Raw genomic sequence first — 13,619 nt, 5'->3', positions numbered from 1 at the left:
TCCGGGCGTCATGAGCCTGCGTTAGTCTGACCGTTCTTTGTTGTCTGCCGAGCTTTCCATGCCTGACCTGCTTGACCGCTACCCGCTGACGGCGGGCACTTATCACGAACTGCTCGACGACAGCGGCGCCGTGCGCCCGCATTGGCGTCGGCTGTTCGACCAATTGCAACGCAGCACCCCGACGCAACTGGTGCAGCGCCAGGCTTTGCTGACCCGGCAGATCCAGGAAAACGGCGTGACCTACAACGTCTACGCCGACCCCAAGGGCGCCGATCGCCCGTGGGAACTGGACCTGTTGCCCCATGTCATTGCGGCTGATGAGTGGCAGCATTTGTCCGCAGGGATTGCTCAGCGGGCACGCTTGCTCAATGCCGTGTTGGCGGATCTTTATGGTCCGCAGCGTTTGATCGCCGAAGGGCTGCTGCCGGCGGAGCTGGTGTTCGGTCACAACAACTTCCTGTGGCCGTGTCAGGGTATTGCACCGCCGGACGGGGCGTTTCTGCATCTGTACGCCGTGGACCTGGCGCGCACTCCCGACGGTCGTTGGTGGGTGACAGCGGACCGGACCCAGGCGCCGTCCGGTGCGGGTTACGCATTGGAAAACCGCACCATCGTGTCTCGGGCGTTTCCCGAGCTGTATCGCGATTTGAAGGTGCAGCACCTGGCCGGGTTCTTCCGCACGTTGCAGGAAACCCTGGCTCGCCAAGCGCCGAGTGACGATGAAGCGCCGCTGGTGGTGCTGCTGACACCGGGTCGGTTCAACGAAAGCTATTTCGAACATTTGTATCTGGCGCGCCAACTCGGTTATCCACTGGTGGAGGGCGGCGACCTGACGGTGCGCGATGCCACCGTCTACCTTAAAACCTTGAGCGGGCTGCGCCGGGTTCACGCGATCATGCGGCGCCTCGACGATGACTTCTGCGATCCGCTGGAGCTGCGTACCGACTCGGCCCTCGGCGTGCCGGGGTTGCTGGAAGCGGTGCGTCAGGGCCGGGTGCTGGTGGCCAACGCGTTGGGCAGCGGCGTGCTGGAATCGCCGGGTCTGCTGGGCTTTCTGCCAAGGATCAATCAGTTCCTGTTCGGCGAAGAACTGATCCTGCCGTCCATCGCCACGTGGTGGTGTGGGGAAGCGCCAGTGTTGGCTCAAGCTTTGGAAAAGTTGCCGGAGTTGCTGATCAAACCGGCATTTCCCTCCCAGAGCTTTGCGCCGGTGTTTGGCCGTGATTTGAGTGAAAAACAGCGTCAAGCATTGGCCGAGCGCATGCAGGCGCGGCCTTACGCCTATGTCGCGCAAGAACTGGCGCAACTGTCCCAAGCGCCGATCTGGCAAGCCGAGGACGGTCAGTTGCAACCGCGAGCCATCGGCATGCGCGTGTACGCGGTGGCCAGTCGCGATGGCTATCGGGTATTGCCCGGCGGCTTGACCCGGGTGGCAGCCGAGGCCGATGCCGAAGTGGTGTCGATGCAGCGCGGTGGTGCGAGCAAGGACACCTGGGTGCTCGGCGAGCGAGCCCCCAGCGGCGAACAATGGAAAACCCAGCGCACGATTGGTGTCCACGATCTGGTGCGGCGCGATCCCTATCTGCCGTCGCGGGTGGTCGAGAACCTGTTCTGGTTTGGCCGTTACTGCGAGCGCTGCGATAACAGTGCGCGGCTGCTGCGGATCATGCTGGCGCGTTATGTCGACGGCGATGACCCGCAAGCCCTGGAAGCGGCGGTCGATCTCGGTGAGCGCCTGAATCTGTTGCCCGACGAAGGCGAGTTGCCGGAACGCTTGTTGGCGGCGCTGCTCGGCGATGACTGGCCGTTCAGCCTGCGTTCCAACCTGCAACGCTTGCAGTGGGCGGCCTCGCAAGTGCGCGGCAAGCTCTCGCGGGAAAACTGGCAGGCGCTGGTGGAGTTGCAGCGCGAGGCCATGGAGCTTGAAACCGAAGAGCCGGATTTCGGCGAGTTGCTGGATTTCCTCAACCGCTTGGTCATGTCGCTGGCGGCGCTGTCCGGTTTTGCCCTGGACGACATGACCCGGGACGAAGGCTGGCGTTTCCTGATGATCGGCCGGCGGATCGAGCGACTGCAGTTTCTCAGTGGCAGTTTGGCGGCGTTTCTGCGCGGTGCCGGGGCTTTCGATCAGGCCGGGCTGGAGTGGTTGCTGGAGCTGGGTAACAGCAGCATCACCTACCGCTCGCGGTATTTGGCCGTGGCGCAATTGATCCCGGTGCTCGACCTGTTGCTGCTGGATGAGCAGAACCCCCACGCGGTGCTGTTCCAGTTGAAACTGGTGACCCGCACATTGAAACGCCTGAACGACGATTTCGGTGTCCCGCGCGAGGCGTGTTTGCCGCAATTGGTCGAGCGTTTGGCGCACTTCGACCTGGGTTGCCTGGAGAACTCGTTGTTTGGTGAGGCCAGTGTCCACGCGGCTGTCGAAGGTCTGGCTGATCTGCTGCAAGAAATCGCCGATGCCAGCGGCCAGGTTTCGGATCGCCTGGCCTTGCGCCATTTTGCCCATGTCGATGATGTCAGCCAGCGCACGGTGTCCGTCTGATGAATGCCCGTTACCAGATTTTCCACGATACCCATTATCACTACGACAGCCCGGTGTCCCTGGCTCAGCAACTGGCGCACTTGTGGCCGCGTGCCTGCGACTGGCAGCGCTGCACCGCGCAGGCGTTGCTGATCAGCCCGGACCCGACGACCCGTCGCGATGAACTGGACGTGTTTGGCAATCCGCTTACTCGGTTGGCGTTCGAGCGTCCCCACGATGAGTTGCTGGTGAACGCGGAGCTAACCGTCGAAGTACTGGCCCGACCGACCCTGGATTTCAATCTATCGCCGGCCTGGGAAGAAACCCGCAATGCGCTGACTTACAGCAGTCAGCCGCTTTCGCCCCAGTTATTGGAAGCCTGTCGCTATCGTTTCGAATCACCGTACGTGCATTTGAAGCGCAACTTCGTCGAGTTCTCGGAAAGCTGTTTTCCACCGGGTCGGCCTCTGCTGTTGGGCGTCCAGGCATTGATGGAGAAGATTTTCAGCGAATTCACCTTCGATGCCGAGGCCACCCAGGTGGCGACGCCGTTGGTGGAAGTGCTGGAACGCCGGCGCGGCGTCTGTCAGGACTTCGCGCACTTGATGCTGGCGTGTGTGCGTTCCCGTGGTTTGGCGGCGCGCTACATCAGTGGTTATTTGTTGACCCAGCCACCACCGGGGCAACCACGGATGATTGGCGCCGATGCATCCCACGCTTGGGTCTCGGTGTTTTGTCCGGTACTCGGCTGGGTGGATTTCGATCCAACCAACAACGTGCAACCGGCGCTGGAACACATCACGCTGGCCTGGGGCCGGGACTTTTCCGATGTCTCGCCGTTGCGCGGAGTGATACTTGGCGGTGGGAGCCATGACCCGGAAGTCAGAGTCACCGTGATGCCGCTGGATTAACCAAGATCCAATGTGGTGCATTTGCTGGAGAGGAAATCCAATGTTCCCGGTTTCAATCAAAGGCGTCCTGCAATCCCCCGAAGGCCTGGTCGTGCTGATGCTCAACGAGCGCGACGAATGGGAGTTACCCGGCGGAAGAATTGAGCTGGGCGAAACGCCACCGATCTGCCTGGCACGGGAAATCGCCGAGGAGCTGGACGTCGAGGTGGAGGTGGGAGAGCCGCTGGATTCGTATCTGTTCGAGGTGATCCCCGGTAAACACGTGTTCATCTCGACTTACCGCTGCCAGTTGCTGGGCGGTTTTGTGCCGACGATCAGTCATGAACACAAGGAGATCGGGCTGTTTGATCCGGCGCGTTTGCCGGCCAACTTGCCCAAGGGCTATCGCGATTCGATTTATAAAGCGTTGGGCCTGTGAGGGTCAGCAGCAAGACTGCTGACCCTGGACACAGATCCGGTGAGCCTGATCAGATCATCGGGCTCTGAGGGTCTCAGGCGTCAGGCGCCTGATCTTTCGGTGCTTCAACATCATCTTCTGCCGCCACTTCACCTTCTGCATCCGGGTTCAGTGCTGCTGCTTCTTCTTCAGCTGTAGCTTTCTTGCGCTGAAGCTTTTCCTCTTTCTTCTGCTCCTTGGCCAAGTCTCTCTGACGTTTGGCGAAGGAATAATTAGGTTTAGCCATGGGCGATCCTCTGGGGTCGAAGGTGAGGTTGAGCGGCGCATATTCTGCCCTGTATCGGTGCCTAGCCGTTAGCTGGGTTTTTGCTCGGCCCATTTTGGCAGGATCGAGGCTTGCCAGGCGTCCAGTGCGTCGAGCAGGGTTTGCGGCGATTCGCTCACTTGCAGCATGTCACGGTGTGGTTCGCGAACGAAGCCTTCGCCGACGATATGATCAAGAAAAGCGGTTAATTTGCTATAGAAACCGTTTACTTCGAGCAAACCGAGCGGCTTGCCGTGGTAGCCGAGCTGGCCCCAAGTCCAGACTTCGAACAGTTCTTCCAGCGTGCCGAGGCCGCCGGGCAAAGCGATAAACGCATCGCTGAGTTCAGCCATCCGTGCCTTGCGCGCATGCATGCCGTCGACCACTTCCAGGCGCGTCAGGCCGCTGTGGCCGATTTCCTTGTCTTTGAGGCTTTGCGGGATGATCCCGATCACTTCGCCCCCGGCCGCCAGTGCCGCGTCAGCGACGATCCCCATCAGCCCGACGGCGCCGCCGCCATAGACCAAGGTCAGCTTGCGCTCGGCCAATGCTCGCCCCAAGGCGACAGCCGCTTCACGATAAGCCGGGTCAGTGCCAGTGCTGGCACCGCAAAATACACAAACGGACGCTATAGACATGCCTTGCTCCAGGGTCAGGATGGCCACAGAGTAAAGGCATGGAAGCGACGCTCCAAGGGTTAAACCTCGCGTGTAGGTGTTTCGTAGGTACCGCTGGCGCCACAAGCGTAGGCGGCGAGCAAACTGCACAACAGGCTGTTGATGGACATGACAGAGGCTCCGTCTAAGTGATGAGGGCTTGAGGATAGGGCCGGCCCAGACGTCTGGCTGTTAGATTGTTTCGATGAGTGTCATAGCTCGAAAGTTGTATACAATTTTTGACTCAAGTCATAGGAACTTGCGAAGATTTCAGGCAGTCTTCTGTCCATTCGAGTTTTCGTTAACCCTGCCTTGGAGATTCACCATGTTTGCCAAACTTGTTGCGGTATCCCTGCTGACGCTGGCCAGCAGCCAATTGATGGCTGCCGAGTGCAAGACCACGATCGACTCCACTGATCAGATGACCTACGCCACTAAGGCCATTGAAATCGACAAGAGCTGCAAGACCTTCACCGTCGAACTGACCCACTCCGGCAGCCTGCCGAAAAACGTCATGGGCCATAACTGGGTGTTGAGCAAAGAAGCTGACATGCAGCCAATCGCTACTGCTGGCCTGGCCGCAGGTATCGACAAGAACTACCTGCCGGAAGGCGACGCACGCATCATCGCCCACACCAAGATCATCGGTGCTGGCGAGAAAGATTCGGTGACCTTCGACGTGTCGAAACTGGCTGCCGGCGAAGCCTACGGGTTCTTCTGCTCGTTCCCGGGCCACATCTCGATGATGAAAGGCACGGTTACCCTGAAGTAATCGAATCGCACGCATAAAAAAGCGTCCGCTTGGGACGCTTTTTTGTGCCTGACGTTTGATCGCGTCATCGTTCTTCGCGGGCAGACACCTCTCAAATCAAGGCGCGAAAGGCATCACCCGCTTGTGATGAGTCTTTTTGTACGTGTCGCAGATGATCTTGAACGCTTCGTCGCGCACTGGTTCGCCGTGCAGGAATGCATCAATCTCGGCATAGGTCACGCCGTGGGACGCTTCGTCCGGTTTGCCTGGCGACAAGTCTTCCAGGTCGGCCGTCGGGATTTTTTCCACCAGCGATTCCGGCGCACCGAAGCTTCGGGCAATCGCCCGGACCTGATTTTTCACCAGACCGCTCAACGGTGCCAAGTCGCAGGCGCCGTCACCGAATTTGGTGAAGAAACCCATCACCGCTTCTGCCGCGTGGTCGGTACCGATCACCAAACCATGGGCTGCACCGGCGATGGTGTACTGGGCGACCATGCGCATCCGCGCCTTGGTGTTGCCCAAGACAAAATCCACCGAAACCGCGTGCTTGCCTTCGAACGCTGCAACTTCACTGGCCAGGGATTTGACCGCCGGGCCGATGTTCACCGTGTGGCGTTCGTCCGGGGCGATGAAATCCACTGAGGCCTGGGCGTCGTGTTCATCGAACTGGGTTTCGTACGGTAGGCGCACGGCGATGAACTTGTAGCTGTCGTCACTGGTGCGGGTGCGCAGTTCGCGCATAGCCCGCTGGGCCAGCAGGCCGGCAGTCAAGGAATCGACGCCGCCGCTGATGCCCAGCACCAGGGTCTTGAGCCCGGAATTGACCAGGCAATCCTGGATAAAGGTAATCCGCCGGGCGACTTCAGCCTCAAGGGCTGCTTGATCGGCGAACGGCGGCTGAACCTTGAGCTGATCAGCAATCTCACGCTGTACGGCTTGCATGAATTCACTCCTTGCTAGAAATGCCAGATGTGCTGGGAATGGAGGCAGGTACTTTGAAAACGTGTCGCAAGTAGGCGACGAAATTCGGGTCTTTGCAGTGAGTCTTGCCAGGCTCATCAGAAATCTTTGCCACGGGCTGACCGTTGCAGGCGGTCATTTTAAGCACGATGCTCATCGGTTCGACACCCGGAATATCGCACGTCAGGTTGGTGCCGATGCCGAAACTGACATTGATCCGACCGCGCAGCGCCCGGAATATTTCCAGGGACTTGGGCAGCGTCAGGCTGTCGGAGAACACCAGCGTCTTGCTCATCGGGTCGATGCCGAGCTTGTGGTAGCGGGCGATGGCTTTTTCTGCCCAGAGCACCGGATCACCGGAGTCGTGGCGCAGGCCGTCGAAGAGCTTGGCGAAATACAGGTCGAAGTCACCGAGGAAAGCATCAGTGGTGATGCAGTCGGTCAGGGCGATCCCCAGCAAGCCGCGATACTCGCGAACCCAGCAATCAAGGGCGGCTATCTGGCTATCTATCAACCGTGGGCCGAGTTGCTGATGGGCCATGATCCACTCGTGGGCCATGGTGCCCAGCGGTTTCATGTCCAGCTCGCGGGAAAGATGCACGTTGCTGGTGCCGACGAAGCGCCCAGGGAAATCGTGCTTGAGCACGTTCACCACTTCTTCCTGCACTCGGTACGAAAAGCGGCGCCGGGTGCCGAAATCGGCAACCTGCAACTCGGACAATTCGTCGCTGCTGGCGTTGGCGGTCAGCCAGTCGAACTTGCGATAGAGCTGCTCGCGGGCCTGCTCCAGAACGACTTCCCGGTAGCGATAGCGGTTACGCACTTCGCTGACGATCGCCAGCATCGGTACTTCGAACAGAATCACATGCAGCCACGGCCCGCGCAGGCGGATGAACAACTCGCCGTTCTCAATGCCGGTGTGGACGTAGCGCAGGTTGAAGCGGAACAAGCCAAGAAATCGAAGGAAATCCGGCTTCATGAAGCTGATGCGCTCCAGGAAACTCAACTGGTCGGCGCTCAGGCTCAGTTCGGCGAGACGCTCGATCTGGTAACGGATTTCCGCCAGGTACGGGCGCAAATCCTCGCTGTTACGGCAACGAAACTCCCATTCGACTTCGACGTTAGGGTAGTTGTGCAGCACCGCCTGCATCATCGTCAGTTTGTAAAAGTCGGTGTCGAGCAGGTTCTGCACGATGCGATCGCCAAATACGCTCTCGCTCATAACGGGTCTCTCCATGCTGGCCGCGGCCCGTGGTCGCGACGTTTCAGCTGTTTCAATGAATGGGGCTAGTGGCGCATATCAGAGGTGCGGATTGCCAGCGATTTTTGCGTCCGTGGTGGATTATTCCCAGGTTGCATCTTTTGGCCCTCCTGTTGCACAGCCCCATGAGACTCATCTGTTATAGGGTGTCGCCTCAAGAGCCGCTTGAATGACTAGTCCAAGACTCTCCCAACTTTTCAAATAGCCATCCAAGTGTGAGTGGCGAGGTATAAGTCCTATTTCGATTGCTTTTTTCATTGCCGCTTTGAGCATCTCATTGGTTACCGGGTTGGCCATGATTTACTCCGCGGTTAAAGTGATTTGATCCAATGTGTCGAGGCCATCCTGTAGTAATACATAAACAGGCAGTATCAGGCGATACAGGTCTGCATCATTGGTGTTTTTGACAGTGGCGGATGTCAGCGTTTCTAAAAGGCTGGTGGCGGCACGAATTCTGAAACAGGCATCTTCAAACAAATGATTGGGCGCAACGTGTGAGTCTATGTAAAAGGTTGGGGTTGTAGATGCGCTTGCTTTCAGGGGTTGATATCGATTCATTGGTGAATTCCTTAAGAGTATTTGAGCCATGATAGAACCGTAGCGCTATTTATTTTTTATTTGTGGAAAACAATCGTGGTATTGCTGTGCTGCTGAGCCGGTATGAAATTACTTCGGCTCAGCAGTCTTGCTATTTCATATGGGCTTAGGGCTTGGCGCGTTGCCAGGAAGGTTTTCAGGATGCGTCAATACATCAGGGCTATTCGTTCTCGCTGGCCAGGCCATAAAATCGAGATCCAGATCTCGGAATTTACTTGAGTCGAAAACAGGAGTTTTGATACCTGCACGACGTTGTTCGTCGTAGTCACGCAAGATGCGCATACCGACTTTGAACAGCAGGGCCATAGCGATTAGGTTGACCAAGGCCAGCAATGTCATGGTGATATCGGCAAATGCGAGTACCGTGGATAAATCTTCGACAGAACCCCAGAACACCAGCCCTAATACGAATACACGGTAGGCGAATAATGTTTTTCGAGGTTCGCCAAATATGAATCGTAAACTGTTTTCACCTAGGTAATAGTTGTAGAGCATCGCGGTGAAGACAAACAAGGCCAATACGATACTGATGAACATCCTTCCCCATTCACCCACCACTGCCGCCAGCGAGTGTTGTGCCAAAGCTATACCATCGCCCTCGAAACCGGGTGTGTAGAAACCTGAAAGCAGTATGAGTAACGCGGTGCATGTACAGATGATGAAGGTGTCAATAAAGACGCTGAATGCCTGCACCACACCTTGTGCAACCGGGTGCTCGATCTTCGCCACCGATGCAACATTGGGCGCGCTGCCCAATCCTGCTTCATTGGAGAATACTCCACGCCGTACGCCCATTATGATTGCGCTGCCGACGAGCCCGCCAAAGGCCTGATCCAGTCCAAACGCACTTTTGACAATCGTCATTAATATGGCCGGAACCTGGTCAAACTGCAGCACGATTACGTAGGACGTCACGCCAATGTAAGCGAGAACCTTAAGCGGAACCAAAAGATCCGAGACCGCCGCTATCCGCTTTATACCGCCAATAAATACCATTCCCAGCATCAACGATAATGCGAGCCCGGACCAAGTGGTTGACAGAGCAAATGCATCATTTAGCGAGTGTGATACGGCATGGGATTCCAGGCCGTTTATAGCAAAGCCAAAGGTGACCAGAAGCAGGAGAGCGGCAATCATTCCAAGCCAGCGCTTACCAAGACCATGCTGGATGTACCATGAAGGTCCCCCTCGATACAGGCCATTTCCATCACAGCGCTTATAGAGTTGACCCAGTGCGCACTCGAAGAAGCTGCTCGACATACCCAGCAGAGCGGTCATCCACATCCAGAACACCGCACCGGGGCCGCCCATGCTCACCGCAATGCCAACGCCTACGATATTCCCGGTTCCGACGCGACCCGCAAGGCTGAGCGTTAACGCCTGGAATGAACTCAAGTGGTGATTGCCCGTATGCCAACTGCAATGTAATACCGAGACCATATGGGCGAAGTATCGAAACTGAACAAATTTTGACCGGATGGTGAAATAACTCCCGAGTCCGAGAACCAAAGGTATCAAAACCTTTCCGGAGAGGAAGTCGTTAATGGCGTCAAGCATTCAAAGCTCCTTGCTATTTTAAGAGTGCTGGCGAGTGGGTGATGCGGTAAGTCCTGAAGCCGTTCAGGTGTCGTAATATCCGGTCATCTATCGTTGGGCGCAATTACGCAAGTTGCTTAAAAGTGATGCGAGTTGCTGCTATGTTTGAGTCTCCTGTAATTTTTGTGTGAGTCTGTATGCGTGATTTTCTTCCGGCTAACTTAAAACTGCTTTGTAGTCACTACCGATCCATCGCAGAAGTCTGTAGGAAACTTCGCATTAATCGTGGTCAATTTAATAAATACCTTGGAGGAAACAGCTTTCCTACACCTTTTAATCTGAAGCGGATCTGTGATTTTTTCGGAGTTGAAGAAGCCGAGATTCATTTGCCGCCAGATCAATTCGGCACTCTCATAGGCGTCAAAGCGAGGCATATCAGTTCTCCCAGAGAGGTGGCTGCGCCGCAACGGATGCTTGATCATCTTCGTCAACAGTCATCGTTGCAGCTAGAAGCCCACACGGGTTACTACTACGAGTACTACCACGCAATGACGGAGCCCGGTTCGATTCTTTGCTCCTTGGTTCATTTGCACGAGGAGGGAGAGCATTTCGTATATGAGCGTAATGAACGCTTACAGTTAGCGGGTGGGGGTGGGGCGTTTGAGCGGTATCGATATGTCGGGATTGCCTACTACCTTCAGGATCGCTTGTTTCTCATCGATTATGAATCGCTGACGTCCAATGAGATCAGTCAGACCATTCTTATCCCGAGCTTCAAAAGCTGCATTACCCGACTCAATGGATTGAAGATGGGCGTTTCGGCGGCTGACCATCGCACTCCTGCGTGTTCGAGGGTTGTTTGGGAGTATCTAGGGCGGGAAATTGATCAAGTTGATGCGTATCGCAGAGTGCGGCTATACAGCATGGATGATCCGACAATCGACGATGACCTGCGTGGGCGTCTTGCTCAAACCCAAGTCGTCGATGGTCTTTTTGTTATCGCTTGATTTGAAAGTGAGTCACGCAACTGCTGTTGCAGGTTTTAGGGCCGCTGCGCGACCCAACGGGGACGAGCCCCCTCACCACAGGGATGGCGCGCGGACTCAATGTTGTGGCGCATCCGGACTATCAATCTGCTCCAACATCCACTTCACAAAATCCCGCACCTTGGGCACTTCTGCCGAATGTTCCGGGTAGGCCAGGTAGTAGGCGTCGGAGCTGGGCATCGCATGCTGCCAGGGAATGACCAGTTTGCCGTCGGCCAATTCCTCTTCCACCAGAAACCGCGGCAATAGCGCCACGCCACAGCCGACTTGCGCTGCGCGGATGCACATATAAAAGGTTTCGAAGCGCGGGCCGTGATAGCTGTGCTCGGTGTGATAGCCCTGACTGTCGAACCAATCGTGCCAGGCCTGGGGCCGGGAGGCGTTTTGCAGCAGGACCAGGTCGGTGAGTTGCGTCGGGTCGGTGAACGGCGTGTCCGGCAGGCTGCCCGGTGCGCAGACTGGCACCAACTCTTCGCCGAACAGCTTCAGGCTTTCAGTGCCGGGGCGTGAGCCTTGGCCGAAGTAGAACGCCAGGTCGCTGCGACCTTGAAGCAAATCGTCGGCTTCCTGCTCGCTGCACAAATCGAGGTGAATCGAGGGGTGGCGCAGGCGCCAGCCTTTCAGGCGTGGCACCAGCCAGCGTGCGCCAAAGGTTGGCGGCGTCGAGACGCGCAGGACTTCAGTATCACCGCCGTAGGAGCGCAGGTAATGGGTCGACATTTCGACCTGAGTGAGGATTTTTCTTACCTCCACCAGGTACAAATCCCCGGCCGGGGTCATTTGCAGGCGTCGGCGCACCCGGCGGAACAGCAGGTGCTGCAGCAACTCTTCGAGTTGCGCGACCTGTTTGCTGACGGCGCTCTGGGTCAGGTTCAGCTCTTCGGCGGCCCGGGTGAAGCTCAAATGCCGGGTCACGGCCTCGAAACACTGCAGTGCAGTGATCGACGGCAGGTAGCGTTTATTCAGCATGGGTGGTCCTTTTTCTTGTTGCTCTATGCTTTTCTTTTACCGACAACTGCGAAGCATGAATAAACGGAATGATATCTCGCTTAATGGTCGTTTGTTGGCTCGTCTCGGGGGAGCTACAACTACAGGCCTGATCAGTCGTGATTTTCCGGCTGCACGATTTCTGTTTTCTGCTTGAGGAGTAACCCATGGTTGCCGCATTGCTTGATCGTCTAGGTGTGAACCCGGCCCTGTACCAGAACGGCAAAGTGCCGGTGCATTCGCCGATTGATGGCAGCCAGATTGCCGCGGTGAACTGGGAAGGTGCTGCCGAAGTCGAGCAGCACATCAGTCGCGCAGATCATGCGTTCGAGCTGTGGCGCAAGGTTCCGGCGCCGCGCCGTGGCGAATTGGTACGCCAATTGGGCGACATCCTGCGTGAATACAAGGCTGATCTCGGTGAGCTGGTTTCCTGGGAAGCCGGCAAGATCACCCAGGAAGGCCTGGGCGAAGTTCAGGAAATGATCGACATCTGCGACTTCGCTGTCGGTCTGTCCCGTCAACTGTACGGTTTGACCATCGCTTCCGAGCGTCCTGGCCACCACATGCGCGAAACCTGGCACCCGCTGGGCGTTGTCGGCGTGATCAGTGCGTTCAACTTCCCGGTCGCGGTCTGGGCCTGGAACACCGCACTGGCGCTGGTTTGCGGTAACCCGGTGATCTGGAAACCGTCGGAGAAAACCCCGCTGACCGCACTGGCTTGCCAGGCACTGTTCGACCGCGTACTGAAAAATTTTAGCGACGCACCTCCGCACCTGAGCCAAGTGATCATCGGTGGCCGCGACGCCGGCGAAGCACTGGTCGATGACCCGCGTGTCGCGCTGATCAGCGCTACCGGCAGCACCCGCATGGGCCGCGAAGTGGCGCCGAAAATCGCCGCACGCTTTGCTCGCAGCATTCTGGAACTGGGCGGCAACAACGCGATGATCCTCGGCCCAAGCGCCGACCTGGACATGGCCGTTCGCGCAATCCTGTTCAGCGCCGTCGGCACTGCCGGCCAGCGTTGCACCACGCTGCGTCGTCTGATTGCACACGAATCGGTGAAAGAAGAAATCGTCACTCGCCTGAAAGCGGCGTACTCCAAGGTTCGCATCGGTAACCCGCTGGAAGGCAATCTGATCGGTCCGCTGATCGACAAGCACAGCTTTGAGAACATGCAAGACGCGCTGGAGCAAGCTCTGAGCGAAGGCGGCCGGGTGTTTGGCGGCAAGCGTCAGTTGGAAGACAAATTCCCGAATGCTTACTACGTGGCCCCGGCCATCGTGGAAATGCCGGAGCAGAGCGACGTGGTCTGCAACGAAACCTTCGCGCCGATCCTCTACGTGGTTGGCTACAAAGATTTCGCCGAAGCCCTGCGCCTGAACAACGCCGTGCCACAAGGCCTGTCCTCGTGCATCTTCACCACCGACGTGCGTGAAGCCGAGCAATTCATGTCGGCCGTGGGCAGCGACTGCGGCATCGCCAACGTCAACATCGGCCCGAGCGGTGCAGAAATCGGCGGCGCGTTTGGTGGCGAGAAGGAAACGGGCGGTGGTCGTGAGTCGGGCTCCGATGCATGGCGCGGCTACATGCGCCGCCAGACCAACACCGTGAACTATTCGCTGGAGTTGCCGTTGGCTCAGGGTATTACGTTCGACTAAGTCTCGAATCGAGCAGTGATCCCGTGTG

Annotated in this window: 14 protein-coding genes; 6 read left to right on the top strand and 8 right to left on the bottom strand. The window is 57.3% G+C overall.

The annotated features are described in order from the left end of the window. The first annotated feature begins 58 nt into the window (after nt 1-58). From AC1MEW_RS00245 to AC1MEW_RS00235, 3 genes are read left to right on the top strand one after another with little or no spacing between them, the layout of a single operon-like run. Nucleotides 59-2,545 carry a circularly permuted type 2 ATP-grasp protein gene (locus tag AC1MEW_RS00245; protein WP_201200152.1) on the top strand — a complete coding sequence of 829 codons (2,487 nt, stop codon included), beginning with the start codon at nt 59-61 and terminating at the stop codon, nt 2,543-2,545. Then, entirely contained in the window at nt 2,545-3,435 is an 891-nt protein-coding gene (locus AC1MEW_RS00240) for a transglutaminase family protein (protein ID WP_201200154.1), read from the top strand. Before AC1MEW_RS00245 ends, AC1MEW_RS00240 begins: the two co-directional genes overlap by 1 nt. 40 nt (nt 3,436-3,475) lie before the next feature. Continuing rightward, a complete protein-coding gene (locus tag AC1MEW_RS00235; protein ID WP_201255692.1) occupies nt 3,476-3,853 on the top strand; it encodes an NUDIX hydrolase in 378 nt (125 codons plus the stop codon). A gap of 73 nt (nt 3,854-3,926) precedes the next feature. Here AC1MEW_RS00235 and AC1MEW_RS00230 read toward each other — a convergent pair whose 3' ends face one another. Both AC1MEW_RS00230 and AC1MEW_RS00225 read right to left on the bottom strand, forming a co-directional pair. Then, nucleotides 3,927-4,118: a hypothetical protein gene (locus AC1MEW_RS00230; RefSeq protein ID WP_018928487.1), complete on the bottom strand. Its 192-nt coding sequence runs from the start codon at nt 4,116-4,118 to the stop codon at nt 3,927-3,929. A gap of 68 nt (nt 4,119-4,186) precedes the next feature. Continuing rightward, on the bottom strand, nt 4,187-4,774 hold the full coding sequence (locus AC1MEW_RS00225; protein WP_480425112.1) for an LOG family protein: 588 nt from the start codon (nt 4,772-4,774) through the stop codon (nt 4,187-4,189). A 343-nt stretch (nt 4,775-5,117) separates the two neighbouring features. Between AC1MEW_RS00225 and azu the strand changes: the two genes are divergently transcribed. Then, nucleotides 5,118-5,564, top strand: coding sequence for an azurin (gene azu, locus AC1MEW_RS00220; RefSeq protein WP_201200156.1), 447 nt, complete (start codon nt 5,118-5,120; stop codon nt 5,562-5,564). Between the two features lie 96 nt (nt 5,565-5,660). Here the strand turns inward: azu and nadE are convergent, their stop codons facing one another. The 5 genes from nadE to AC1MEW_RS00195 form a co-directional block, all read right to left on the bottom strand. Beyond that, nucleotides 5,661-6,488 (bottom strand): ammonia-dependent NAD(+) synthetase, encoded by an 828-nt coding sequence (gene nadE, locus AC1MEW_RS00215; RefSeq protein WP_201200159.1) that lies wholly within the window; start codon nt 6,486-6,488, stop codon nt 5,661-5,663. Nucleotides 6,489-6,492: 4 nt separating this feature from the next. Next, nucleotides 6,493-7,728 carry a nicotinate phosphoribosyltransferase gene (gene pncB / locus AC1MEW_RS00210; protein WP_322270405.1) on the bottom strand — a complete coding sequence of 412 codons (1,236 nt, stop codon included), beginning with the start codon at nt 7,726-7,728 and terminating at the stop codon, nt 6,493-6,495. A gap of 171 nt (nt 7,729-7,899) precedes the next feature. After that, nucleotides 7,900-8,064 (bottom strand): hypothetical protein, encoded by a 165-nt coding sequence (locus tag AC1MEW_RS00205; RefSeq protein ID WP_201255691.1) that lies wholly within the window; start codon nt 8,062-8,064, stop codon nt 7,900-7,902. A gap of 3 nt (nt 8,065-8,067) precedes the next feature. Further along, nucleotides 8,068-8,325 carry a hypothetical protein gene (locus AC1MEW_RS00200; protein ID WP_201255690.1) on the bottom strand — a complete coding sequence of 86 codons (258 nt, stop codon included), beginning with the start codon at nt 8,323-8,325 and terminating at the stop codon, nt 8,068-8,070. A gap of 135 nt (nt 8,326-8,460) precedes the next feature. Further along, nucleotides 8,461-9,921: an alanine/glycine:cation symporter family protein gene (locus tag AC1MEW_RS00195; protein WP_201255689.1), complete on the bottom strand. Its 1,461-nt coding sequence runs from the start codon at nt 9,919-9,921 to the stop codon at nt 8,461-8,463. A gap of 176 nt (nt 9,922-10,097) precedes the next feature. Here AC1MEW_RS00195 and AC1MEW_RS00190 point away from each other — a divergent pair, with 176 nt between their 5' ends. Continuing rightward, entirely contained in the window at nt 10,098-10,907 is an 810-nt protein-coding gene (locus tag AC1MEW_RS00190; RefSeq protein ID WP_201255688.1) for a helix-turn-helix domain-containing protein, read from the top strand. Nucleotides 10,908-11,003: 96 nt separating this feature from the next. Here the strand turns inward: AC1MEW_RS00190 and AC1MEW_RS00185 are convergent, their stop codons facing one another. Then, nucleotides 11,004-11,915 carry a LysR family transcriptional regulator gene (locus AC1MEW_RS00185; RefSeq protein ID WP_201255687.1) on the bottom strand — a complete coding sequence of 304 codons (912 nt, stop codon included), beginning with the start codon at nt 11,913-11,915 and terminating at the stop codon, nt 11,004-11,006. A 185-nt stretch (nt 11,916-12,100) separates the two neighbouring features. Between AC1MEW_RS00185 and amaB the strand changes: the two genes are divergently transcribed. Next, entirely contained in the window at nt 12,101-13,591 is a 1,491-nt protein-coding gene (gene amaB / locus AC1MEW_RS00180) for an L-piperidine-6-carboxylate dehydrogenase (protein ID WP_201200166.1), read from the top strand. The last annotated feature ends 28 nt before the right edge of the window (nt 13,592-13,619 follow it).

The organism is Pseudomonas sp. ASL4 (assembly GCF_056680395.1).
The sequence above is the reverse complement of the archived record's forward strand: the minus strand, read 5'-3'. Positions and strand labels throughout refer to the sequence as shown.